This window comes from Bradyrhizobium sp. WBAH42, assembly GCF_024585265.1.
In the GTDB taxonomy this organism is placed as follows: Bacteria; Pseudomonadota; Alphaproteobacteria; order Rhizobiales; family Xanthobacteraceae; genus Bradyrhizobium.
The window spans coordinates 5,199,794-5,222,804 of sequence record NZ_CP036533.1 but is presented as its reverse complement, the minus strand read 5'-3'; the positions used below and the strand labels follow the sequence as shown (position 1 = coordinate 5,222,804).

Genomic DNA, 23,011 nt, shown 5'->3' with positions numbered 1-23,011 from the left:
CGCCTCCCCGGGGGCGTGGGCTGGTTGGGTGGGGAGCGGGAGCCGTTGCGCAGTGGGCACCCGACGTGCGGGCTCGCCCGCCAGGCACCATCAACTTAGTGCATTTGTCCACATTTCGCTATTTAATTTCTATTAATTTTATTTTTATTTGTTATTTAATTGTGCCATTGTGAAAAATCGTCGAAATCCATTTTTCCGAATTCGGCCGAGGCGGTCGCCGTATCGAGATCCGTCCGCACAAGTCCGGATTTCCAGTAGCGGAGTTAGCCATGAGTCATTCTCCCTCACTCGTGCCGCAAATCACGACAGACCGGGACGTCTATCTCGTGCTCGATGACTTCGGCCGCCGGCTGGGCCGGGCCTGGTGTGAGACGGCCGAGGAGGACGCCAATCGCGCGACCCTGCTCAGGCATCTCGCCGAGGGGCAGTATCTCCATCCCACACGGATCGTGGCCTTCAATACCGCGGAGGGATGGTCGCGGGATGCCACCGCCGAAATCGCCGATGAGCTGCGCCGCCGCTTCGTCGAGCTCGAGGAGACCGATCCCTCGTTGCTGGAGTTCCTGGAAAGAGCAGCGAGGCGTTGAAGCTCGATTGTCGAGGGCCGTCGCGACGGCGCTGCAGGCCAGGCCGCGCTCAGCACCAGCGGCGCGCGAAGTAGGCTAGAACGCCCAGGAGAATTTGCCCTTGGCAGCGTGATCGGTGACGGTGTTGCCGATCTGGCCCACATAGGAGAGGCCGACCGTGATGTGTCGGCCGAACGAAAGATCGAAGCCCGCTTCGGTGAGCAGCGAATCGCGCGCGATCGGCGCACCGGCGATCGTGAACGATGCCGGCGCGACCTGGAACGCCATCACGGCGGCCGGGGTCACGTTGTTGAACGCATGCTGCCAGGCGACGGTCGCCCTCGGGATCAGCGTCATGTCGAGCGCCAGCGGCACGAAAGTGGCGGCGCGCGCGCCGAGCGTCGCATAGCCGGTTTCGAAGGTCTGCGCGCAACGTTCAGTGCCGCCGGACCGCCGAGCTCGGCGGTCGCATCGGTATGCACGCGCACCCACGCGGTCCCAGCGAAGGGCTCAAACGCCACCTTGCCGAATGCGACGCCGTAGCCGAGCTCGCCGAAGATCTGCCCGGTGCTGCCGTCAGTCCGCGAGGTCAGGCGATCGGCCAAGCCGACGATGTTCACCATCCGATCGGTATCGATCTTGTGGAATGCATAGGCGCCGCCCGCCCGCAGATTGATGTTGCCGAAGCGCCAGCCGCCATAGCCGGCGATGTGGGCGGTATCGACGTTCGAAGAGCCGCGACCGTCGAGCAAGTTCTTGGTGCCGGTATAGCCTGCGGCCAGGCCGAGACGGCCGGCGCCGCCGACGCGCGTATCGAAGCCAGTGATGAAGCCGGCGAGATCACGCCGCACGCCGGTTGCATTGCCGTCGCCGCTGAACGTGCCCCAGGCGCCCAGGCCCTGAGCCCAGAACACGGTGTCGGAGATCGGCCGCGCCGGCGCCATCGGCGCTTTGGTCGCCACAGGCGATTTGCCGTAGGCGAGGGCGGTCTCCATGGCGTAGGCGGCGAACGCGGTCTGGGGGCCGCCAAGCGAGAACGCGCCCATGGAGTCCATGTCACCGCCATACGAGGCCTGCCGCAAGCGGCCGAGGATCGCGCCGCGCATTGCCAGGCTGTCGTTCGCCAGAGTCCCGACCGTGGAGGCGTGCACCTCGCCCGACAATTGATCCAGCGCGGCGTTGAGCTGCGGCGAAGTCAATCCGATCAGCGCCGAGAATGCGCTGCTGCCGCCGAGAAAGGCGGAATCGACCGCGCCTGCGGTCGCGATCTGGTTGCGGGTGCCGTTGACCAAAAACGGCGAGACGAGCGCCTGGTCGAGCACGAGATAGACGTTATTCGCGTCGTACTCGATATGCGGCCGCGTGGCGCCGAAATTGCCCAAAACGGTCAGCGCTCCGAAGGTCCCGCCGAGTGTGCCCGCGGCGTTGAGCACGGTGTAATGCGTGCCCGCCGTATAGGCCCCGCCGGTGCCGATGGCGCGCAGCGTGCCGGCGAGGGTCGCGTTACCGGTCACATTGGTGCGGTCCGCCGTGGCCGGCGAGACCTCGACGACGTAATTGCTGCCACCGGTGAAGGTGAGATTGCCACTCACCGTCATCGTGCCGATCGAGTTGCCTGGCGCGAGCGAGCCGCCGGCGTTGATGATGGTCGACGACACCATGCCGGTGCCGCCGAGCGTGCCGCCGGCATTCACCATGAAGCCGCCGGTCGAGGTCATGTCGCCGTTCACCGACAAGGTACCGCCATTGATCGTCACGAATGCGGTCGTCGTCGACGTTCCCGTGAGCGCCCAGTTCGAGGAGCCTGTCTTATCGATCAGCCCCCAGCCGGTGTCGATCTGGCTTGCATTGAACGTGTTCGCCCCCGTGCCGGAGAAGCGGATCGTATCGGCGCCGCTGCCGACGACCAGGCCGGTGAGCGTGGCGCCGGGGCCCTGCATCTCCAGCGTGCTTCCGGCGTTGTCGAACCGCACCGCCTCGAAAAACGCCGCGATCGTGCCGGCATTGACGATGGTCGTGGCGCCGAAGGCACGGACACCTCCGTCCCCGCTGATGGTGCCGAAATTGTTGATGATGTTGTTCGTGCCGTTGACCGTGATGCCGATGAACTGGGATGCGGCGACGGTCGCGCCCGCGGCGAGGTTGATGGTCGCGCCGCCGCTGCCGGATGCAGTCGCGCCGATGCCCGGGGTGGTGAAGCCGCCGGCGCTGCCGAGGACGGTGCCGGCATTCACGTTGACGGTGATGCGGCCATCGACGGCATTGGCGATGATACCGCCGCCGAAGGGTCCTTGGATGTTGCCGGACGTGGTGATGTTGATGTTGCCGCTTCCGGCCGTGGCTGCGTTGATGCCCGTCGATGCGACATCGATAGTGCCGCTGCTGGTGATGGTGATATCGCGGGAATTTGCGGCATTGGAGATCACCGCATTGATGCCGATATCGCCTCCAGTGATCGCACCCGCCTGCTGCACGGTCACGGCTCCGGTGCCGCTCGTGTCGGCCTGGATGCCGTAGGCTGCCGGGTCGGTGAGCGTGATCGCGCTGGTGGATGCCGTGTTGACCGCGACAGTCCCTGATCCCGTCGGACCGATGCTTGCGATGATGCCCCGGTTGGTCGCGAAGATTGTGCCGCCGGTCTGGTTGACGTTGACGTCCCCATTGCCCGTGGCACCGAAGGCGGACGCCAGGATGCCGGTCTGGAACGACGTGGCGGCGCTGGCGCCGCCGATCGTGGCATTCGAACTGACGGTCAGGGCTCCGGTCCCGAAGATGTCGAGGCCTCTGTTGGCGGTGGCGCCGCTCGCGTTGATGATGGCGCCGTTGCCGGTCCATGCCACGGACACGTCATCGCCGCTGAGCAGCGCGCCGCCGCCGCCCGGCCACAGCGTCGTCAGCGACCCGCCGTTCAGGGCCAGGTTGATCGCGTTCGACGCGGACGCGACAATGGCGGTCGACCCCTGGAAATTCGGTGTCACGGGCGTCCCGCTAGTCCCGATGGTGATGCTGCCGGAGGCGAGGAAGGTGAGACCGGGCGAATTGCCAGCCAGGTTGCTGGCGCTGCCGTTGCCGGAATAGGTGATGCTGCCGGCGCTGGTGCTGACGGCCAGCGCACTCGCCGGCTGATTGGTGGTCAGGGCGCCGTTGTTGACGACGTTGACGTCGCCCCCGCTCGCGGCGATGGCGAGCCCATAGCCACTGACCGTCTGGCCGGCATTGATTGTGGCGCTCACCGAACCCGTGCTGAACGCCTGGGTCCGGTCGGTCGATGAGGCGCTTGCCGCGTTCGTATTGACCGTGTTCGTCGTGACCGTGCTGTTGCAGGTGACCGTGTTGGGACCAGCCGTCACGGCGCAGGCGGCGAGGGCGCTGCCGGGATGCGCGGCGACGATTGCGATGGATGCGGCCGCGAAGACCGCAAGCAGGGCAGACTTGTTACCAGATGAGAGCTTGCCGCCCAAGGCGCACCGGTCGCGCCGCGACACTGACCAAAGATGCATTCGCCAACCCCTGCCGACAGCTCAGCAATCCTAAGGTGCCGGCCGACGATTCTTTGCGACGGATCATGTCAGATCCGGCCACGCGGGTCAGCAGGGTGAGCCGCAACCTGGGCGAGATAGATGCACAAGTTGCGGTCATCAACCGCGAGGATTGACGGATTTTCGGCGGGTGTGATCCCAGAGCCACGCGGACGGGCGGCCCGTCATTCGGCCCGATGCGGTCGGCGCGCGCGCCGCGATGCCGATCCGAGATCGCCTTTGCGCGTTCTGAAGGCGCCGCGTCATCTGTCCTTCGCGCGATGGTCAATGAGTTCTGAACGTCCGGCGAAAGCGTGCCATTCGCATTAAGGATGCCCTGATGAACTTCAGCAGCCCTGGATTTTGCGGCGTATACTCGCGGCCACCTTCGCAAATCCATTTCGGGCAACTGGGGCACCACCGCAATGTCTCGTACTCTCGCCGTTGTCTTCTCCACGGCCGTCGCCGCGATTTCCATGACGGGCGCAGCCTCCGCCGGCTGCTACAATTGCTACACGCCGCCGCCGTGCACGACCTGCTATCAGCAGCAATACGTGCCGCCGCAATACCGCACCGTCGACGAGACCGTGATGGTCTCGCCTGGCTCCGTCGTCGCGCATCGCACGCCGGCGCAGTATCGCACCGTGATGGTGCCGCAGACCGTGATGGTGGCGCCGCCGGGCGTCCAGTACGAGCGCATCCCGCCGCAATACGCCACCCGCCAGCGCGTCGAGATGGTCTCGCCCGGCTATTCCTATTACGCCCCGGTGCAGATGAACTGCGCATCGTGCGGCTACTGACGCCCGCGCAAGAGAACCGTCTTCGAGCGGCGCTCCCCACGGGGCGCCGTTTGCTTTTGGCGAAGCGCAAAACGAGGCCCGGGTATGGAGACCAATCCGGCCGGGCCTCGCAACCAGCGACGCCCTGGGAGATGTCGCCGGTGTCCGCGGATTTGCCGAAGGTACAGCCTAAGCGAACAGGCTGACGCTTGCCTGACAACAGGCCGGAGGCGAGGGCAGGCCAACTTCGCGTTGCCTTGGGCGGGCGACTGGGTTAAGCGACAGCCATTCCAGGCTCAGGAAGGGTGGCCGAGTGGTTTAAGGCACCGGTCTTGAAAACCGGCGTGCCCGCAAGGGTACCGTGGGTTCGAATCCCACCCCTTCCGCCATAAATCGCCCTAAGTTCCCTTCATGGGGTGGCACGCTCCTTGCCAATTGGACTTGCCCAAGCATGGAGGCGTGCACCGATGGCACAGCGAGTTCGTATCTTAAAGCAATCCAAGTCCGGTTTGACACATATTGCCCGCGAGCTGGTGAGATTGTTGGACTCGATCGAAGAGCTCGAGGAGCTGCGAGAAAGGGTCCGGCGTGCCGAAGCCGGACGGGTGTTGCACTAGCCTGCGCTGGAAAGCCCGGGGCATCAACTGAAGCCCACCTTCACCTCTTCGCATCACCGCCCTTCAGCGCGTCCCACGCCGCCTTGTTCGCTTGATCGAATGCCTTGCGGGATTCGGCGAGGGCGGCGCTCATCACCGACCAGGACTCGCTGCCCGCCTGCTTCAGCTTCTGCAGGCGCGCTTCGGCTTCGGAGGCGTCGGACTTCATCTGCTTGAGCGCGGCGTCGATGTCGACGGTGCGGGCAGCAGTGACCTTGCCTGCGGCCTCGCGGAATTTCTCTGCGGCTTCGCCCCAGGCCTTGGCCTGCGCAGCCGCAAGATCTCTGAACGTGGCCTGCTGCTGCTCGAGCTGTTTGCCTGCGCCTTCGAAGTAGGTCTTCACCTGGGCTTCGAAACCAGCCCATTGCCGTTCCAACTCGGCCTTGGCATCCGCCCACGCCGCTTCACCCGCCTGCGCCTTGGCCTTGAGCAGCGCCTGAAACTCGTCGCGTCGCTTGGTCAGATCGGACAGGAGCTGATCGGTCTTCACCTTGGACTCGGCCTTGGCCTGGCCGGCCTTGACCTCGAACGAGGCCAACGCGGCATCCATCTCGTCGATCCGCTCCTTGGCCCAGTTGAGATAGAAATGCATGCTGCTCTGCTGTGACATGGCGGCCTCCGTTGACTTGTTGAAGTCAGTTTTCCAGAGCTTCGGCTTGCTGGTATTGACCTGTCTCAATGACGCGCGAAAAGCGCCGCCTGCTCGAGCCAAACGACGCGCGACGCGTCAGGAACGTCACTGCCCTTGAGATGCCGCTCGCTCAAGCTTCAGGAACCTGACCCCAGTTCGCCTGTTGTCCGCACGCGAGACCACACGGAGAGCAGCCTTGGAAAGCACCATCATTGGAGAATTCGACACGCGCCGCGGCGCCGAGCTTGCGGTTGAGCATGTCGTGCAGGAATGCGGCGTGCCGCGAGGCGACGTCTTCGTCCAGCCCGTCGGCGATGCGAATACGGTGGGAACACGCCCGGCAGGTCCCGACGTCAAGACTGCGCCCGCGCCGGAGGGGCGGCAGAAGCTGGAAGGCCTGATCGAGGTTTCCGTCGATTTTCACGGCGACGCCCCTGAGAAAATTGTGGAAGTGTTGAGGAGCGCCGGTGCGAAGTTTGTCCGCACCAAATGACGAATTGTGCGATGGGCCCAGTGAGCGCCGGACGTCCGGCATTTGCATCGAACCGCAGCCGTTGACGGCGTGGAACCCCTTGAGCCTCCAGCGCGTTTAGACGCAAACGCGAATTGCGAGGTCCACCTGCTTCAGAGCGCATCGACACTGACTCCCGGCGACACCGTCTGGCGACGGTGCAGGGCGCGGCGCGTGGCGGTTCTGAACGATGCCGCCGCCTATTTCGCAGCCCTGCGGGAGGCCCTGCTGGAGGCGCAGGATCTCGTCTACATCATCGGATGGGATATCCATAGCAGGACGCGCCTGGTCGGAGCCGCGGGACGTGCGGATGATGGCCTGCCTGAGGAGCTTGGTCCCTTCCTGCGCGCCCTGGTGCAGCGCCGGCCCGCCTTGCGCATCAATATTCTCGTCTGGGACTTCGTCTCGTTTTACGCCTCCGAGAGGGAGTGGAATTCCGCGGCGAAATTCATCGCCGACACCGACGGCCGAGTCCGGTTTCATCTGGACGCCACGCTTCCGTTCGGTTCGGCGCAACACCAGAAGATCGTCTGTGTCGACGGATCACTGGCGTTCGTCGGCGGGCTCGATCTGACGATCAGGCGCTGGGACACGAGTGACCACCGCGCCGACAACGCCATGCGCTGCGACCCTCAGCGCAAGCCGTATCCGCCGTTTCACGATGTTCAGTGCCTCGTCGACGGCGAGGCCGCTGAGCAGCTGTTCGCGCTCGCGGAGCAACGCTGGCGTGCGGCAGGCCAACAGGTCGATGAACGGCGCGCGCTGAGGAATGGTCGCTGGCCGGCGAGCGTGCCTGTCGAGGCCGAGCATTTGCCGGTCGGGATCGCCAGGACCGAGGTGGTCTGTCCGGCAGGCTCGACCATCAGGGAGGTCGAACGCTCCTTCATTGCGGCGATCCGGTCGGCAACGAGCTTCGTGTACATCGAAAATCAGTTCACCAGCGCGACCAGGATGGCGAGCGAGTTGGCGGAGCAGATGCGTCGCGTGCCGTCGCTTCGGGTTCTGGTCGTCGCCCCGAAACTGCATTCCTCGTGGCTGGAATCCCAGGCCATGCAGAACGGCCGTGGCGCCTTCATCGACTGCTTCAGCGCGGCTGGCATCGCCGATCGCATCCGCTTCGTCTATCCGGTTTCCCGCAGCGGGAACAAGGAAGCCGCCGTGATGGTGCACAGCAAGCTCATGGTCGTCGATGATAGGATCCTGCGGATCGGCTCGGCCAATTTGAACAATCGTTCCATGGGCGCCGACAGCGAATGCGACCTGATTTTTGAAGCTGAATCCGAGGAGCATCGGGATTTCATCGCCTCCGTCCGCCGTCGTCTCATCGCTCATTTCTGCGGTCTCGACGAACAGGCCGTCACGCAAAACGAGCATCGGCTGTTCGCTGTGCTGGACCAGGTGTCGAAAACGGGTGGGGCGAAGACGCTGCGAAAAGTGGAGTCCTCGGTCCTGACCAGCACGCTGGCCACCTTGGTTCAGCCGGTGGCGGACCCTGAGCTGCCGCTTCATCTGGAACGCGCGGCATCTCGCATGTGGAGCACGAAGACGATCATCGGGATCGCCTCGATCGCGCTGGCGCTTCTTGGACTGGCGCTGGCCTGGTCGTACACGTCCTTGAGCGATTACGCCGATGCGGGCCATCTCTCGTCGTTCCTGTCTGCCTATGCGCAGTCCGGCTGGGGACCGCCATTCGCGATCGCGGCCTTCGTCCTTGGCGGGCTGGTGATCTTTCCGGTTCTCGTGCTCATCGCTGCGACTGCTGCCGCACTTGGGCCATGGCTGGGTTTCGTCACCGCCATGGCGGGCGTCTTGCTCAGCGCGCTTATGCTTTTTGCGATCGGACGGTTCCTGGGCCGAGAACGTCTTCAGCGCTTGCTGGGACGCCGTGCCGCGCGCATCCAGGAACGGGTTGTCGGCAAGGGAATTTTGGCCGTCGTGGTCATCCGGATGATTCCGATCGCACCATTCTCGCTGGTGAACGTCGCGGCTGGCGCGAGCACGCTGCCGCTTCGTGATTTCATGGTTGGAACGCTGCTGGGCATGATGCCCGGTATTCTCGCCATGGCCGTTCTGGGAGCGCAGATCGCAGATCTGGCCAGGAATGCGTCCTTGAGCAACATCGCGCTGCTGGCACTGGCGTTCCTGGGATGGCTCGGGATCTGCGCGGGCGCACAGTTCGTCGCGACCTGGCTTGCCGGGAGACGTTGATGCCGGTGCGTTTCATGACGTGGAATGTGCACGGCACCTTCAATCTCAATCCGACGTTCGATCTGGAGGGGGTTTGCTCGATCATTCGCAAATGGTCGCCGGATGTCGTCGCGCTTCAGGAGGTGGATTCCCGATCGCGGTCGGACGATCCGTTTGCGAAGCTGGCGCGGGTCGTCGGCGATCATCGCGTTCATGCCAAGTCGATCGTCACGGAGGACGGTGACTACGGGCAGATGCTCATGAGCCGCTTTCCGTTCTCCGGCGTGCCCGAGATCGTCGACGTGTCCTATCGGGAGCGAGAGCCGCGCAGGGCGATTGCCACGGGATTGCAGACGCCTCTCGGCGAATTCCGCGTGGTTGCCACGCATCTCGGCCTGAGCATCCACGAGCGTTACGAGCAGGCTCAGGCCCTGGTGAGCCTGGTGAAGCCAGAAAGAACCGTCGTGCTCGGCGATTTCAACGACTGGTTCTGGGTGAAATCGGTGCGGCGCGTGCTAGCGCAGGTCTGCCCGAACCGGACGCGGCTGCGCACCTTTCCGGCGCATCTGCCGTTGCTTCGGCTCGACCGCATCTATGCAACGCGGGACAGCCGGTTCGGGAAAGTCTGGACCGACGAGGAAGCGCGCGCCTATTCCGACCATTTGCCCGTGATTGCGGACATCGCGATCTGATGGTTCCGGCGAGTGGGTCACATCGCTTGCGGCTCGCAGATGCCGCTGTTTGCCCGTCGGCAAGTGGACTCTTGCGTCGTTGAGAAAAAGCGTTGCAGAAGAGGGGCTTAGCTACTGTGCATGGGGTTGTTTTCGCGGAACGTCATGACCGGACGACCGTCTCGGCCGGAACTTTTTCCTGGCAGCCACGTTCACTTGGCATGACTGAAGACCTTTCCTTCCGACGCAAACCCCTGACCCCCGAACAACGCCACGCCCGCGATGCGGCGCGCCGGATCGAGGCCGAAAAGGCCATGCGCGACCACGAAGCGGCGCAGAAGGCGTTCTACGCCAACAAGGAACGGCTGAAGGCCGAGCGGCTGGCGCGTGAAGCGGCGGCGGCGAAAGGCTGAGCGAACGCGCTTCGCCGCCCAAGCTCCCAAATCGCTTCTCCCGCGGCGGCCGGCTTAGTGCCGCTTGGCCTTTGCGCTCAAGGCCAGCTTGAACGCCTGGACGGCGTCCGCAAAGACCCCGCGAGGCAATTGGGCCTCGATCGCTTCGGCCGCGATCCGACAATCGTCGGCGACCTTCAGCAGTCCGCTTCGCGTCAGGTCCATGGTGGAGAGGGCGGCCTGCTCCAGGCAGACCCGTTCAAGCCGTCGAAACTCCCGCAGCTCTCTGTTCATGCGTCAGCTCTCGATGTCTCTGTCGTCATCCGACGCTGAGTCTGCTTAACGAATGGTAAACATTCTCAGCTTGGCCGAGCTGGCTGGCGCGGGGCTCGCGCCGCCTGTGCACCGGCCTGGCGGGCGCTTCGGCAGGCTTGACGCCGTTCGGCTTCCGGGAGGAAGCTTCAAATGATCCTAAACTGACCTGAACCACGGAGACGTTCGCTCCCAGCAAGTCCGATTCTCATCAGCGAAGCAGAATGGAGCTGACCATGACCACGTTCGACAAGCGCGAGCAGGGCTTTGAAGCCAAATTCGCCCACGACGAGGAATTCATGTTCAAGGCCACGGCGCGGTCCAACAAGCTGCTCGGGCTGTGGGCCGCAGGCCAGCTCGGGCTCAGTGGCGATGCCGCGGCAAGCTACGCAGCGGCGCTGGTGACGGACCATCTGGAGAGCCGGACGATGGACGATGTGGTCAGCAAGGTGTCGGGCGATCTCGCCGGCAAGGGGATCGCGCGCGAGCAGGTCGCCGCGAGGCTTCAGGAATGTCTGCATCAGGCATTGGCGCAGCTGGAAGCGGACCGGCCCTGAACCTGCAGCAGCGCTTCATTCGGCGCGCTTGCGCATTCCGGACTCGCTGAGCTTGTCAACATAGGCGATGCCGAGCGCCGAGACGATGAACGTGATGTGGATCAGCACCTGCCACATCACGCCGGTCTCGGTGAAGCCGGCGCGGTTGGAGCCGAGATTGCCGGCCTCGATGAAGGTGCGCAGCAGCGCGATGGAGGAGATGCCGATGATGGCCATGGCGAGCTTGATCTTCAGGACGCTCGCATTGACGTGGCCGAGCCATTCCGGCTCGTCGGGATGGCCCTGGAGGTCGAGCCGCGAGACGAACGTCTCGTAACCGCCGACGATCACCATCACGAGCAGATTGGAGATCATCACGACGTCGATCAGCGCCAGTACGCTCATCATGATCTGCTGCTCGGTGAGGTCGAGGGCGTGCCAGGAGAGGTGCCAGAGCTCCTTGACGAACAGCGCGATGTAGACGCACTGCGCCACGATCAGTCCGAGATAGAGCGGCAGCTGCAGCCAGCGCGAGCCGAAGATGATCATCGGCAACAGGCCGAGCTGCGGCGAGGGCGGGCGGGGACCAGTTGTTGTCTCAGGCTCAACCGACATTCGGGCAGCACCCTCGCATCGAGACGATCTCGCCGTCATGTACCCCGACAAGATGGCTGGCGGAAGACGTGACGCGCGCTTGCCTGCCGCAGGTTGGGCCGTTTCGTGCTAGCGTACCAACCGGCCGTCGGGGACGGCGGCGAGCGGGAGGTGGGGCGTGTCTCGGAGCGGCTTTGGCAAATGGTCCGGCGCAATCGCATGCGCTGGCGCCATGCTGGTCGGTGCAGGCGGCGCCGAGGTCTCGGCGACGCCGCTGACGCCGTTTCGTTATGAGGCGCAGGCCCAGCGTCATTGCCCGCGCGACAAGGTGGTCTGGCTCGACTTCAGGAAGGGCGTCTACTACCGCAAGGGGCAGAAGCGTTACGGCCAGGGCTTCGATGGCAGCTTCGTCTGCCAGAACGAGGCCCGCGGCAGCTTCTACCGCCGCTCGCTGTTGGGTTTGCGCTGAGCGGCGCGTGTGGCCGGCTGGCGGATGCGTCGGCTATTTCGGCGGTGTCGGCCTGACCGGCACGTGCGGGGAGGTGCTGATGACCCGGGGACTTCCATCCGGATAGGTGCGGTCGCCGCGGATCAGGGATTCCAGGACCAGGAAGAATTTCTCGGCAAGCATTTGCGTCACCCTCGTTGGTGATGGCCTCTTGCAATAGGTCGAGGCGCCGCACGCAATAATTCAATCAACTGAATGGGAGCGGAGCACGGGCCTGTTTGCTGCGCCGCAATGGAGCCGCGTCAGAAACGAGCGGATTGGAAAGGAGGACGTGCGCCTCAGGCAAACGCCAGCGCGACGAGACTCGAGCAGAGCAGCACCAAGCCGCCGGCAGTCAAGGCCAGGAAGCCATCGGATACGAGGTCATGGTTACGCATGGGACACCTGCCGCTCTCGTGTTCGATGCGCGATCGGCTCGACTAAGACCGTCCGAACGCGCTGCTTTGAAAGAGGTGATGCTTGCCGCCCGCGCGAGTGCCTTCAGGCCCTCGTGCGGTAACCTTCGAACGCATGGGCCAGGAATATCCCCGCGCTTACCAGACCCATCAGTGCCGAAACCGTCTCGATCATCGTTAAATTCCAAATCCCGCCCTTGCGTCCGAGAGAACGCGTGCGGCCTTGCACAGTCAAAAGAATTTCGGTGAGCGGCGCGACAATGGGGGTGGAGTGAGGATTTGGCGCAACAGAATGTCCAGCACTGGCACAGCCCGGGCGCCATCGTCCCGTAGAACAACGGAAAAATGCGAACGTCCCGTTTACCATCCCGGCGTGATCGCCGTGGGCTCCCCATTTCCGCCGCGTTCGGGTTGCGTTATCCTTACCACGTCCGATGCGGTGGTGGGCCGCCTCGGAAGTTGAAGGACCGGATAGCGCTCCCCGTCACCAAAGCGGGTTGGGTACGCCTCCGGCGAAGTGGTATTTGGGGCGCATGGGGATCCGTCGGTCAGATTCGGTTTTGCGGGCCGCGCGCGGTGTTGCGGCGGTCGCGACCTGCCTTGCGCTCGCCAATTGCGCCTCCTCGAACAAGTTCGCCAGCCGCGTCGATCCGAAATACGGCGTGTCCTCGAGCCCGCGCGTCGTGGCCTGGGGCGACCCGGTCCCGAAGGGCGGCGGCACCTACCGCGTCGGCAAGCCCTATGTCGTGGCGGGCAAGACCTACGTGCCGGAGGAGGACGTCAACTACCGCGCAGAGGGCATGGCGTCCTGGTACGGCGATGATTTCCACGGCCGCCTGACGGCCAATGGCGAGGTGTTCGACATGACCTCGCTGACCGCGGCGCATCCGACCCTGCCGATGCCGTCCTACGCCCGGGTCACCAACGTCTCCAACGGCAAGTCGCTGATCGTGCGCGTCAATGACCGTGGGCCCTATCACGGCAACCGCCTCATCGATGTCTCGAACAAGGCGGCCGAACTCCTTGAATTCAAAGGCAATGGCGTCGCCAAGGTCCGGGTCGAATATGTCGGCCGGGCGCCGCTCGAAGGCTCCGACGACCGTCAGCTTCTCGCGACGCTGCGCACCGGCGTTCCGGCGCCATCGCCCTCGATGGTCCGCGTCGCCTCGGCCAAGCCGTTCGTGCCGGAGCTGCCGTCCTCGACCCGCGGCGCCCTTCGCGGCGAGGTCCCGATGCCGGAGGGACGACCGTACAATCTCGGCAGCAGCTCGGCCGACATGGCCTCGCTCAATGCCACCTCGGAAATGTCGGCCTCGAGCCGCAGCCGGGGCCGGACGCTCCAGAACGCCCGCGCGGTGTCCTATGACCAGGACGGCCGCTACGCGAGCGAGAGCGCGACGGACGGCGCCGCCGAGGCCCGCAGCATCCTGAGCGGCCGCGGCCTCTACTGAGCCGTGCTCTCCTTCAAGAACGTGACGAGGGCCGCGTTCACCTCGTCGTGCCGCTCCTGCTGCACCCAATGGCCAGCGCCATCGAGGATCAGCTTGCGCGTCAGATTGGGCAGCACGCGCTCGAGCTCGTTGACGCGCTTGGCCCCGATCAGGCCGGTGATCACCGCGTCTTTCGAGCCTGCGATGAAGAGGGAAGGCTGGCGGATCTGCGCGTCCTGCCAGGGCGCGGTCAGCTCCCAGTTGCGGTCGATATTCCGGTACCAGTTCAGCCCGCCGCGGAAGCCGGACTTGCGGAAGCTTTCGGTGAAATAGGCGAGGTCGGCCTCGCTGAGCCAGCCAGGCAGCGGCTCCTCGGCGGTCGCATGGCCGAGAAAGCCCTTGCCCTCCTGCACGAACATGGCCGCGGTGGGATCGGCGAGGCCCCGTCCGCCGAGGACGATGCGCATGGTGCGTGCGACGTCCCGCTCGAGTTCGGCCTCGGCGACGCCGGGCGTCTGGAAATACTGCCAGTAGAAATTGGTGACGCCGCCCTGGCGCAACAGGTCGAGCGGCTTGCCGCGGCCGCGGAACGGCGGCGGCACGCTCAGCCCCGCGACGGCCGTGAAGATATCGGGCCGGAACAGCGCTGCGTGCCAGGCGACCGGTGCGCCCCAATCGTGGCCGACCACCATCGCCTTGCTCTCGCCGAGCGCCTGGACGAGGCCGACCACGTCCCCGACCGTATCGAAGATCGAGTAGGCGTTCACATCGAGCGGCGCCGCGCTCTGGCCGTATCCGCGCATATCAGGGGCGACGACGTGAAACCCGGCTGCGGCAAGTGCGGGGATCTGGTGGCGCCAGGAGTACGACAGTTCCGGCCAGCCATGGCACAGCACCACCAGCGGTCCCTGGCCGGCTTCGCGGACGAACAGCTCGACCCCGTTGGTCTTGATCATGCGGGTTGAGGACATTCGCTTTTCCGCCTTGTTTCAGGGGTTTGGTCGAAAAACATGAGGCGCCACGATAGGGGCGCGGCGAGAATCGTGCAATCTCAGGGACAGCGTCCAACCGCGTGTTGTTCGCATCTGTTCCAGCTGTTAGAACGCCTCTCTCAGGGCTTCGCCATGGCACTTCGTCTTCCTTTGCTTCGTCGCAACTGGCTCACCGCCGGAACGCTGGCGCGTGGGCTGATCGCGACGGTTTTGGTGGCTGGCATCGGCTGGGGTGGGGCGCTCTATGCGGCCAACCAGAGCGTCCAGGGCGCCAAGAAAGCGGAAGACGCCGGCTTCGATGGCGATGCCCCGACCGCGATCCTGATCGAAGCCTCATCAGGCAGCGTGCTGTTCGAGAAGAACGCCGACGAGCTGCGCGCGCCTTCGAGCATGATGAAGCTGATGACGGCGGAGGTCGTTTTCAACGCGGTCAAGAAGGGTGACATCAAGCTGACCGACGAGTACCGGATCAGCGAGAACGCCTGGCGCAGAGGCGGCGCCCCCTCGGGCGGCTCGACCATGTTCGCCGCCATCAACAGCAAGGTCTCGGTCGACGATCTGCTGCGCGGCGCGATCATCCAAAGCGGCAACGACGCCTGCATCGCGCTTGCCGAAGCCATGGCGGGCAACGAGCGGATTTTTGCCGCCGACTTCATGACCAAGCGCGCCCGCGAGCTTGGCATGACCAAGTCGACCTTCGCCAATTCCAACGGTCTGCCCGATCCCGGCAACAAGATGACGGTGCGCGAGCTCGGCATGCTCGCCCGGCACATCATCCTGGAATTCCCGGAATTCTACAAACTGTTCGGCGAGAAGGAGTTCACCTGGAACAAGATCCGCCAGCCCAACCGCAATCCGCTGCTCAATTCGATGGAAGGCGCTGACGGTCTGAAGACCGGCTACACCAAGGAAGGTGGCTACGGCATGGTCGGCTCTGCCGTGCAGAACGGCACGCGGCTGATCGTCGTCGTCAACGGACTCGAAGATCCCGAGGACCGCGCCACGGAAGCCAAGAAGATGCTGGAATGGGGTTTTCGCAATTTCGAGACCCGCACCCTGATCGCGGCCGAGCAGCCCGTCGGTTACGCCAAGGTGTTCGGCGGCGAGAGCCGGTCGGTCAAGCTCGTCGCCAAGACGCCGGTGAAGGTGATGGTGCACAAGAACGGCAGCGACAAGCTGATTGCGCGCATCGTCTACAGCGGCCCGGTGCGCGCGCCGGTCGAGGCCGGCCAGCGGGTCGGCGTGGTCAGGGTCTGGCGCAGCGGCAACATCGCGGTCGAGACGCCGGTCTATGCCGCCGAGGCGATCAGCACCGGCTCGACCATGCGCCGCGCGATCGACGGCGCCAGCGAGCTCGTGATCGGCATGTTCCGCGCAGGTGCCGAGAAGCTCTGATCATGAGTGAGAGCGCTGCACAGCGGCCGTCCGGACGGGGACGCTTCGTCACCTTTGAAGGCGGCGAGGGCACGGGCAAGTCGACCCAGATCAAGAAGCTCGCCGATCGCCTCACGGCGGCCAAGCTTCGCATCCGGGTCACGCGTGAGCCGGGCGGCTCGCCGGGCGCCGAGATCATGCGCCATCTGGTGCTGTCGGGCATGGGCAAGCTGCTCGGTCCCGAAGCCGAGACGCTGCTGTTTGCCGCCGCGCGCGATGACCATGTCCACACCGTGATTCAGCCGGCATTGAGCCAGGGCGTCTGGGTGCTGTGCGACCGCTTCGCCGACTCGACGCGGGCCTATCAGGGCAGCCTGGGCCGCGTACCTGAGGGCCTGATCAACGCCATGCAGCGGGTCACCATCGGCGATCTCAAGCCGGACCTCACCATCATCCTCGACTTGCCGGTCGAGATTGGCTTGCAACGCGCCGCCGCGCGCCGCGGCAGCAGTACGCCTGACCGGTTCGAGGCCGAGAAGCTCAGCTTCCACGAGGGCTTGCGCGAGGCCTATCGCAGGATCGCGGCGGAGGATCCGGCGCGCTGCGTGCTGATCGACGCCAATTCCGATCCGGACACAGTTGCCGCGCGCGTCTGGACCGCGCTGCGCGAGCGTCTGCTGCCCACGCCTGCGTCAGTGGTGTCGATATGAGTCCGCGTCAGGCCGAGCGGGAAACCGCCGTACCGCATCCGCGCGAGACGTCGCAGCTGTTCGGCCATCGCGAGGCGGAGGCTGCGCTGCTCGATGCCTATCGCAGCGGGCGCATTCCCCATGCCTGGCTGATCGGCGGATCGCAGGGGATCGGCAAAGCCACGCTGGCCTATCGGATGGCGGGGTTCGTGCTCGCCCATGCGCAGCCGTTGGCGCCGGCCGTGCAGCGCGCCGAGAGCCTTGCGATCGGTCCCGACGACGCCGTGGCGCGGCAGGTGGCGGCCGGCTCACATGGTGGCCTGCTGACGATCGAGCGCACCGCCAACGAGCGCGGCGTGATGCGCACCGTGATCACCGTGGACGAGACGCGCGAGACGATCGCGTTCTTCGGATCGACCGCGGCGGCCGAAGGCTGGCGCGTTTGCATCGTCGACACCGTCGACGAACTCAATCCAAACGCGGCCAACGCGCTTCTGAAAATTCTCGAGGAGCCGCCGCAGCAATCACTGTTCCTGCTGGTCAGCCACGCGCCCGCGCGGGTGCTCGCCACGATCCAGTCGCGCTGCCGCAAGCTGCGCCTGCGGCCGCTCGCCACGAACGAGGTGATCGACGCTGCGGCTTCAGCGGCCGGGCTCGATCCGAACGATGCCGCGCTGCGCGAGGCGGCCGAGGCCTCCGAGGGCAGCGTCGCACGGGCGCTGACGTTGCTCGGTGGCGACGCCCTGAAACTTCAGCAGCGCACGGCGGCGCTGCTCGCGCGCCTGCCGCAGGTCGACCCGCGCGAATTGCACACGCTCGGCGATTCGCTTGGCACCAGCGACCGCGTGGCGCTTGCGGCCTTCATCGACGGCATCGACCGCTGGATTGCGGAGCGCCTGCATGCGGATGAGGCCAATGCCAACCAGAACCTGCCGCGCCTTGCGCGGCTAGCTGAGGTATGGGAAAAGATCGTCCGCGCCGCGCGCGACACCGAAACCTACAATCTGGAGCGCAAGCCCTTGGTTTTCTCGGTGTTTGGCTGGCTGGCGGACGCAACGCGCTAAGCGCCGAGCCGTTTCCAAAATTCGAGAAGCCGGTAAAGGAATTCGTGGTGGCAACGCGAGCTAAGAAATCCGTCAAACGCAAGAGCGGCAAGAAGTCTACGAAGAAGGCCGTCAAGAAAGCCGCGAAAAAGACCGTGAAGGCGCGCGCGAGCAAAGCCGCCAAGAAGGTCAAAAAGACCAAGAAGGGTGCCGTCAAGAAGAGCGTGAAGAAGGGCGCAGCAAAGAAGGCGGGCAAGAAGGCCGCGAAGAAGCAGGTCGTCGCCAAGAAGGCGGTAAAGAAGGCTGCCAAGCGGCCGGCCAAGGCTCCGGCGAAGAAGGTCGCGAAAGAGGCGACTGCGCCTGCCGTGGCCGCCGCGCCGGCTCCCGTCGTCACGCCTGTGAAGCCAAAGCCGACGAAGCCAAAGGCCCCGCGTGCGCCAAAGCCCGTCACTTCGCCGCAAGTTGCCGCGCCCGCGGTCGCGCGCGACAACGTCTTCTACATCACAACCGCGATCGCTTATCCCAACGGCAGCCCGCATATCGGCCATGCCTATGAGGCGATTGCGACCGACACGCTGGCGCGCTTTGCGCGCCTCGACGGCAAGGATGTGTTCTTCCTGACCGGCACCGACGAGCACGGTCAGAAGATGATCCAGACGGCGGCGAACGAAGGCATGTCCGCTGCCGCGCTCGCGACGCGTAATGCCGGCCGCTTCAAGGAGATGGACGAGCGCCTGGACGTGTCGTTCGACCGCTTCATTCGCACCACCGAGGAGCAGCACCATCGCTCCAGCCAGGAGATCTGGCGGCGCATGGAAGCGAGCGGCGACATCTACGCCGACACCTATTCGGGCTGGTACTCGGTCCGCGACGAGGCCTATTACGCCGAGGACGAGACGCGCGTGAACGACGACGGCGTGCGGCTCGGACCACAGGGCACGCCGGTGGAATGGGTGGAGGAGAAGAGCTATTTCTTCCGCCTGTCGGCCTACCAGGACAAGCTGCTCAAGCTCTATGCGGACCGCCCCGATTTCATCGGGCCGGATTCCCGCAAGAACGAGGTGGTGAGCTTCGTCAAGGGCGGTCTGCGCGATCTCTCGATCTCGCGCACCACGTTCGATTGGGGCGTGAAGGTGCCCGGCGACGAAGAGCATGTGATGTATGTCTGGGTCGACGCGCTGACCAACTACATCACCGGCGTCGGCTTCCCCGACGAGAGCGACAAGAACTGGCGCTACTGGCCGGCCGATGTGCACATCATCGGCAAGGACATCATCCGCTTCCATGCGGTGTACTGGCCCGCCTTCCTGCTCTCGGCCGGCATCCCACTGCCGAAGCGGGTCTATGCCCACGGCTTCCTGTTCAACAGGGGCGAGAAGATGTCGAAGTCGGTCGGCAACGTCGTCGATCCCTTCAACCTGGCCGAGCAGTACGGCGTCGACCAGATGCGCTACTTCTTCCTGCGCGAGGTGCCGTTCGGCCAGGACGGCAACTACAATCACGAGGCCATCGTGGCGCGCATCAATGCCGACCTCGCCAACGATCTCGGCAATCTCGCGCAGCGTTCGCTCTCGATGATCGCCAAGCAACTGGGCGGCGTGCTGCCTGAGCCCGGCGAGTTCAGCGACAACGACAAGGCGATCCTTTCGATGGCCGACGGCATGATTGCAGCGTCGCGCGAGGCCATGGCGACGCAGCAGATCCATCAATGGCTCAACGCCGTCTGGGCCGTGGTCGCGGAGGCCAACCGCTATTTTGCGGGCGAGGCGCCGTGGGCGCTCGCCAAGACCGATCCCGCCAGGCAGAAGACGGTGCTCTACGTCACCGCCGAAGTCGTGCGCCAGATCGCGATCCTGGCTCAGCCAGCGATGCCGACCGCCTCCGGCAAGCTGCTCGACAGCCTCGGTATCCCCGAAGCCGAGCGCAACTTCGCCATGCTCGGCGGCGCAAAGCGCATCGCGCCCGATTCGACGCTGCCGGCGCCGACGCCGGCGTTTCCGCGCTACATTGAGCCGGCGGCCTGAAGGCGCTCGCACGATGCTGGTCGACAGTCATTGCCATCTGGATTTTCCGGACTTTGCGGAAGATCTCGACGGGATCGTGTCGCGGGCGCGAGCCGCCGGCATCGCGCGCATGGTCACGATCTCGACGCGGGTGCGGCGGCTAAAGGACCTGCTCAAGATCGCCGAGCGGTATGACGACGTCTATTGCTCGGTCGGCACCCACCCGCATCATGCGGACGAGGAGGACGGCATCGCGCCGGACGAGCTGATTGCGTTGACCCAGCATCCCAAGGTCGTCGCGCTCGGTGAAGCCGGGCTCGATTATTTCTACGACAACGGCTCGCCGGAAGCGCAGGCGAGGGGCTTTCGCGCCCACATCGCCGCCGCCCGTGCCACCGGCCTGCCGCTGGTGATCCATACCCGCGAGGCCGACGAGGACTGCGCGCGCATTCTGGAAGAGGAGGCGGCAAAGGGATCGTTTCGCGCCGTGCTGCATTGTTACACGGGCGGGCGCGAGCTGGCGCTGAAGGCGGTGTCGCTCGGGCTCTATATCGGTTTCACGGGAATCCTGACCTTCAAGAAATCGGAGGCATTGCGCGCGCTCGCAGCCGAACTGCCGCCCGACCGTATTCTGGTTGAAACAGACTCGCCCTATCTTGCGCCCGGCAAGTTTCGGGGCAAGCGCAATGAGCCGGCCTACGTGGTCGAGGTCGCAAAAGTACTCGCCGAGACGCGCGGCGTGTCGCTTGACGAGGTTGCGCGCCAGACCAGCGAAAATTTCTTCCGCCTGTTCTCGAAGGTGAAAGCTTGAGACTGGGAGCCGCATGACGCTGACGCTGACGATCCTGGGCTGCGGCTCCTCCGCCGGCGTGCCGCGCCCGGCGCTCGGCTGGGGCGCCTGTGATCCCAACAATCCCAAGAACCGCCGGCGCCGCTGCTCGCTGCTGGTCGAACGGACGTCCGAGCACGGTACGACACGCATCGTGATCGACACCTCACCGGACCTGCGCGAGCAATTGCTCTCGACCAATGTCGACCACATCGATGCGGTGTTCCTGACCCACGAGCATGCCGACCAGACTCACGGCATGGATGATCTGCGGTCGGTCGTCATGCACATGCGCCGGCGCATTCCGACCTATTTCAACCAGTCGACCGCCAAGGACATCCTGTCGCGGTTCTCGTATTGCTTCATCTCGCCCGAGGGCAGCGATTATCCGCCGATCCTGACCCGGCATTCGATCGAGGCGGGCGAAAGCCAGACCATTCTGGGGAAGGGCGGCGCCGTGACGATGACTGCGTTTCTGGTGCAGCACGGCAACATTCCCGCGCTCGGCTACCGCATCGGGAATGCGGCCTATACGCCGGATCTCAATGATATCCCGCGCGAGAGCTGGGGCGCGCTGGAGAATCTCGATCTCTGGATCGTCGACGGCCTGCGCTATACCAGCCATGTCAGCCATTTCAGCATCAACGATGCGCTGTCCTGGATCGAGCGCTTCAAGCCGAAGCGCGCGGTCATCACCAACATGACCGCCGATGTCGACTACGAGGTCATCCGGCAGTCGCTGCCCCCTGGCGTGGTGCCGGCCTATGACGGGCTGCGGCTGGAGACGCACTGAGGCGAGCAAGAATTCTGGTCAGTGAAACGTTAAAGCATGATCCGGGCAAGGGTGCAGCGATTTACGAAACGACCATGCGCGAGCCATGAGGTAAGGCGCGGTAAGGATCCATCCCGATCCGATCGCGCTTAGCCAAGACTAGATGAACCAGGAAGCGACGAGGCCCGCCGTCGCCGCGAAGATTGCGCCCACCGTAATCCACGAGAGGATGTTGAGCGGCAGGGTGTTGACTTTATCACCCATGATCTTGCGGTTGTTTGTCATCAACAGGATGAACAACAGCAGCGGCGGGGTCGAAAAGCCCTGTACGATCCCGGAATAGACCAGCGCGCGCATGGGATTGAAGCCAAGAAAATTCAGGACGACCGCAACCAGCGTAAAGCCGGCGATCACTGCATAGAATTTCTTGGCCTCCTTGGGACGCGCGTGCAGGCTGCTCTTCCAGCCTATCACCTGACAGAGATCGTAGGCCGCGCCGGTGGTCATGATCGGCACAGCGAGGAAGCCGACTGCGATAATTCCGACCGCGAACAGGATGCCTGCTGTGTCCCCGGCGATCGGGCGCAAGGCTTCGGCGGCCTGTGCCGCCGTGTCGATATTGGTTTGGCCCGCCTTGTGAAGGGTGGCGCCGGTCGAAAGGATGATGAAATACATGATGATGTTGGAGAACAGCATTCCGGTCAGGATATCATTGCGCGATCGGCGCAAATCGCCCTGCGTCGTTCCGCGCCGCTCCTCCAGCGTGGTGCGTCCCTGCTGAATCTTCTCCTCGACCTCGACATTGGATTGCCAGGTGTAGAGGTACGCCGACAGGCTCGTGCCGATAATCGCAACGAGGATAGAGAGAAATTCGCCTGAGAATTGCACGGTCGGAACCAAGGTGCCGCGCAGCACCTCCCACGGGTCCGGCTTGGCGAGAAGGGCCGAACCGACATAGGCAAACAGCACCAAGGCGAGCCATCTGAAAATGTTGCGGATGGTCTCGTACGAACCCCAAACCTGAAGCGCGAGAATCGCGAGGGCGACGCCGGACACGATGACCGGAGCAGGCAACGGAACGAACAGTCCGAGCGCTGCTGCCATGCCTCCGAGATCCGCGGCCGCTTCGATGGTGTTCCCAACCAGCACGCCTATCAGCGTCGGCCAGAGGACCCAACTTGAATAGTGATCTTTGATGACGTGAAACAGCCCCTTGCCGCTGACCTGCCCGAGCTTGGAGGAGAGGTAGACGACCGCGAACATCATTGGAAACGTGATGGGGGCAGTCCACAACAGCGATGTTCCAAATTGCGCTCCGGCGCTCGCATAGGTTCCTATGGCCGAGCAATCGTCGTCAGCGGCTCCGGTGACCACACCTAGCCCGAGCGAGCGCGCGAGACCACGTCGCTTCGGGTTTGGGGAGGGAGCTTCAGATTGTTCGCCGTCGTTCTCAGCCTTTGGCAACGTGCATTCCGAGCGTGGTTCGGGAAAGGTCGAACACCAATGGTCCCGCATGCGGGAGGTTCCTCCGCTACACGCGTTTCAGTCGTCAGGCTCACTTGCAAGCGGGAGCCCTGGTGTGGCTGTCGATAAGGATGCTACCCGAGGCGGTCGAAGCCTGCC

The 23,011-nt window shown here is 64.5% G+C and carries 21 protein-coding genes, 1 tRNA gene and 1 pseudogene; 16 read left to right on the top strand and 7 right to left on the bottom strand.

The window, feature by feature from the left end; all coding sequences use genetic code 11:
• The first annotated feature begins 269 nt into the window (after positions 1–269).
• Complete coding sequence (locus DCG74_RS24390; RefSeq protein ID WP_172788926.1) at positions 270–587, top strand: hypothetical protein; 318 nt, start codon at positions 270–272, stop codon at positions 585–587.
• Between the two features lie 138 nt (positions 588–725).
• Here the strand turns inward: DCG74_RS24390 and DCG74_RS24385 are convergent.
• Positions 726–2,227 (bottom strand): annotated as a pseudogene (locus DCG74_RS24385) (autotransporter outer membrane beta-barrel domain-containing protein); the annotation flags it as partial.
• A gap of 2,333 nt (positions 2,228–4,560) precedes the next feature.
• Here DCG74_RS24385 and DCG74_RS24380 point away from each other — a divergent pair.
• Together DCG74_RS24380 and DCG74_RS24375 are read left to right on the top strand one after the other, a co-directional pair.
• On the top strand, positions 4,561–4,884 hold the full coding sequence (locus DCG74_RS24380) for a hypothetical protein (RefSeq protein WP_172788970.1): 324 nt from the start codon (positions 4,561–4,563) through the stop codon (positions 4,882–4,884).
• A 278-nt stretch (positions 4,885–5,162) separates the two neighbouring features.
• A tRNA-Ser gene (locus tag DCG74_RS24375) sits at positions 5,163–5,252 on the top strand.
• Positions 5,253–5,520: 268 nt separating this feature from the next.
• Here the strand turns inward: DCG74_RS24375 and DCG74_RS24370 are convergent.
• Positions 5,521–6,129: a hypothetical protein gene (locus tag DCG74_RS24370; RefSeq protein WP_172788928.1), complete on the bottom strand. Its 609-nt coding sequence runs from the start codon at positions 6,127–6,129 to the stop codon at positions 5,521–5,523.
• Between the two features lie 217 nt (positions 6,130–6,346).
• Between DCG74_RS24370 and DCG74_RS24365 the strand changes: the two genes are divergently transcribed.
• From DCG74_RS24365 to DCG74_RS24350, 4 genes are all read left to right on the top strand, one after another.
• Positions 6,347–6,643, top strand: coding sequence for a hypothetical protein (locus DCG74_RS24365; RefSeq protein ID WP_172788929.1), 297 nt, complete (start codon positions 6,347–6,349; stop codon positions 6,641–6,643).
• A 69-nt stretch (positions 6,644–6,712) separates the two neighbouring features.
• Positions 6,713–8,869 (top strand): VTT domain-containing protein, encoded by a 2,157-nt coding sequence (locus DCG74_RS24360; RefSeq protein ID WP_257187427.1) that lies wholly within the window; start codon positions 6,713–6,715, stop codon positions 8,867–8,869.
• A complete protein-coding gene (locus DCG74_RS24355; RefSeq protein WP_172788930.1) occupies positions 8,869–9,540 on the top strand; it encodes an endonuclease/exonuclease/phosphatase family protein in 672 nt (223 codons plus the stop codon). Before DCG74_RS24360 ends, DCG74_RS24355 begins: the two co-directional genes overlap by 1 nt.
• 200 nt (positions 9,541–9,740) lie before the next feature.
• Complete coding sequence (locus tag DCG74_RS24350; RefSeq protein WP_035999201.1) at positions 9,741–9,932, top strand: hypothetical protein; 192 nt, start codon at positions 9,741–9,743, stop codon at positions 9,930–9,932.
• A 54-nt stretch (positions 9,933–9,986) separates the two neighbouring features.
• Here the strand turns inward: DCG74_RS24350 and DCG74_RS24345 are convergent, their stop codons facing one another.
• Positions 9,987–10,205: a hypothetical protein gene (locus tag DCG74_RS24345; protein ID WP_172788931.1), complete on the bottom strand. Its 219-nt coding sequence runs from the start codon at positions 10,203–10,205 to the stop codon at positions 9,987–9,989.
• A 254-nt stretch (positions 10,206–10,459) separates the two neighbouring features.
• On the opposite strand from DCG74_RS24345, the gene DCG74_RS24340 reads away from it, so the two are divergent.
• Positions 10,460–10,780, top strand: coding sequence for a DUF1476 domain-containing protein (locus DCG74_RS24340; protein ID WP_172788932.1), 321 nt, complete (start codon positions 10,460–10,462; stop codon positions 10,778–10,780).
• A 15-nt stretch (positions 10,781–10,795) separates the two neighbouring features.
• On the opposite strand, the gene DCG74_RS24335 is transcribed toward DCG74_RS24340, so the two are convergent.
• Entirely contained in the window at positions 10,796–11,374 is a 579-nt protein-coding gene (locus DCG74_RS24335) for a TIGR00645 family protein (RefSeq protein ID WP_172788933.1), read from the bottom strand.
• Between the two features lie 157 nt (positions 11,375–11,531).
• Between DCG74_RS24335 and DCG74_RS24330 the strand changes: the two genes are divergently transcribed.
• Positions 11,532–11,822, top strand: a complete 291-nt coding sequence (locus DCG74_RS24330; RefSeq protein ID WP_172788934.1) for a hypothetical protein — start codon at positions 11,532–11,534, stop codon at positions 11,820–11,822.
• Positions 11,823–11,855: 33 nt separating this feature from the next.
• Here the strand turns inward: DCG74_RS24330 and DCG74_RS24325 are convergent, their stop codons facing one another.
• Entirely contained in the window at positions 11,856–11,984 is a 129-nt protein-coding gene (locus DCG74_RS24325) for a hypothetical protein (RefSeq protein WP_256375401.1), read from the bottom strand.
• An 805-nt stretch (positions 11,985–12,789) separates the two neighbouring features.
• On the opposite strand from DCG74_RS24325, the gene DCG74_RS24320 reads away from it, so the two are divergent.
• Complete coding sequence (locus DCG74_RS24320; protein ID WP_172788935.1) at positions 12,790–13,707, top strand: septal ring lytic transglycosylase RlpA family protein; 918 nt, start codon at positions 12,790–12,792, stop codon at positions 13,705–13,707.
• On the opposite strand, the gene DCG74_RS24315 is transcribed toward DCG74_RS24320, so the two are convergent.
• Positions 13,701–14,657: an alpha/beta fold hydrolase gene (locus DCG74_RS24315; protein ID WP_172788936.1), complete on the bottom strand. Its 957-nt coding sequence runs from the start codon at positions 14,655–14,657 to the stop codon at positions 13,701–13,703. The two genes, DCG74_RS24320 and DCG74_RS24315, sit on opposite strands and share 7 nt — an antisense overlap.
• A 153-nt stretch (positions 14,658–14,810) precedes the next feature.
• Here DCG74_RS24315 and DCG74_RS24310 point away from each other — a divergent pair, with 153 nt between their 5' ends.
• From DCG74_RS24310 to DCG74_RS24285, 6 genes are read left to right on the top strand one after another with little or no spacing between them, the layout of a single operon-like run.
• Entirely contained in the window at positions 14,811–16,073 is a 1,263-nt protein-coding gene (locus DCG74_RS24310) for a D-alanyl-D-alanine carboxypeptidase family protein (RefSeq protein ID WP_172788937.1), read from the top strand.
• 2 nt (positions 16,074–16,075) lie between these two features.
• Positions 16,076–16,762 carry a dTMP kinase gene (tmk, locus tag DCG74_RS24305; RefSeq protein ID WP_172788938.1) on the top strand — a complete coding sequence of 229 codons (687 nt, stop codon included), beginning with the start codon at positions 16,076–16,078 and terminating at the stop codon, positions 16,760–16,762.
• Positions 16,759–17,805, top strand: a complete 1,047-nt coding sequence (locus DCG74_RS24300) for a DNA polymerase III subunit delta' (protein WP_172788939.1) — start codon at positions 16,759–16,761, stop codon at positions 17,803–17,805. The genes tmk and DCG74_RS24300 overlap by 4 nt, the downstream gene beginning before the upstream one ends.
• 47 nt (positions 17,806–17,852) lie before the next feature.
• Positions 17,853–19,808, top strand: coding sequence for a methionine--tRNA ligase (metG, locus tag DCG74_RS24295; RefSeq protein ID WP_172788940.1), 1,956 nt, complete (start codon positions 17,853–17,855; stop codon positions 19,806–19,808).
• A gap of 13 nt (positions 19,809–19,821) precedes the next feature.
• Positions 19,822–20,598 (top strand): TatD family hydrolase, encoded by a 777-nt coding sequence (locus DCG74_RS24290; RefSeq protein ID WP_172788941.1) that lies wholly within the window; start codon positions 19,822–19,824, stop codon positions 20,596–20,598.
• Positions 20,599–20,611: 13 nt separating this feature from the next.
• Positions 20,612–21,409, top strand: a complete 798-nt coding sequence (locus DCG74_RS24285; protein WP_172788942.1) for an MBL fold metallo-hydrolase — start codon at positions 20,612–20,614, stop codon at positions 21,407–21,409.
• 138 nt (positions 21,410–21,547) lie between these two features.
• Here DCG74_RS24285 and DCG74_RS24280 read toward each other — a convergent pair whose 3' ends face one another.
• Positions 21,548–22,852, bottom strand: a complete 1,305-nt coding sequence (locus tag DCG74_RS24280; protein WP_246709009.1) for an Nramp family divalent metal transporter — start codon at positions 22,850–22,852, stop codon at positions 21,548–21,550.
• Positions 22,853–23,011 lie beyond the last annotated feature (159 nt).

Excerpts from the sequence above, each read along its gene's own strand:
- DCG74_RS24390 (WP_172788926.1), top strand. The coding sequence starts at position 270 with ATGAGTCATTCTCCCTCACTCGTGCCGCAAATCACGACAGACCGGGAC.
- DCG74_RS24285 (WP_172788942.1), top strand. The coding sequence starts at position 20,612 with ATGACGCTGACGCTGACGATCCTGGGCTGCGGCTCCTCCGCCGGCGTG.
- DCG74_RS24335 (WP_172788933.1), bottom strand. The coding sequence starts at position 11,374 with ATGTCGGTTGAGCCTGAGACAACAACTGGTCCCCGCCCGCCCTCGCCG.
- DCG74_RS24310 (WP_172788937.1), top strand. The coding sequence starts at position 14,811 with ATGGCACTTCGTCTTCCTTTGCTTCGTCGCAACTGGCTCACCGCCGGA.
- DCG74_RS24300 (WP_172788939.1), top strand. The coding sequence starts at position 16,759 with ATGAGTCCGCGTCAGGCCGAGCGGGAAACCGCCGTACCGCATCCGCGC.
- DCG74_RS24340 (WP_172788932.1), top strand. The coding sequence starts at position 10,460 with ATGACCACGTTCGACAAGCGCGAGCAGGGCTTTGAAGCCAAATTCGCC.
- DCG74_RS24320 (WP_172788935.1), top strand. The coding sequence starts at position 12,790 with ATGGGGATCCGTCGGTCAGATTCGGTTTTGCGGGCCGCGCGCGGTGTT.
- DCG74_RS24370 (WP_172788928.1), bottom strand. The coding sequence starts at position 6,129 with ATGTCACAGCAGAGCAGCATGCATTTCTATCTCAACTGGGCCAAGGAG.
- DCG74_RS24355 (WP_172788930.1), top strand. The coding sequence starts at position 8,869 with ATGCCGGTGCGTTTCATGACGTGGAATGTGCACGGCACCTTCAATCTC.
- DCG74_RS24325 (WP_256375401.1), bottom strand. The coding sequence starts at position 11,984 with ATGCTTGCCGAGAAATTCTTCCTGGTCCTGGAATCCCTGATCCGCGGC.
- DCG74_RS24345 (WP_172788931.1), bottom strand. The coding sequence starts at position 10,205 with ATGAACAGAGAGCTGCGGGAGTTTCGACGGCTTGAACGGGTCTGCCTG.
- tmk (WP_172788938.1), top strand. The coding sequence starts at position 16,076 with ATGAGTGAGAGCGCTGCACAGCGGCCGTCCGGACGGGGACGCTTCGTC.
- DCG74_RS24350 (WP_035999201.1), top strand. The coding sequence starts at position 9,741 with ATGACTGAAGACCTTTCCTTCCGACGCAAACCCCTGACCCCCGAACAA.
- DCG74_RS24380 (WP_172788970.1), top strand. The coding sequence starts at position 4,561 with ATGACGGGCGCAGCCTCCGCCGGCTGCTACAATTGCTACACGCCGCCG.
- DCG74_RS24315 (WP_172788936.1), bottom strand. The coding sequence starts at position 14,657 with ATGTCCTCAACCCGCATGATCAAGACCAACGGGGTCGAGCTGTTCGTC.
- DCG74_RS24290 (WP_172788941.1), top strand. The coding sequence starts at position 19,822 with ATGCTGGTCGACAGTCATTGCCATCTGGATTTTCCGGACTTTGCGGAA.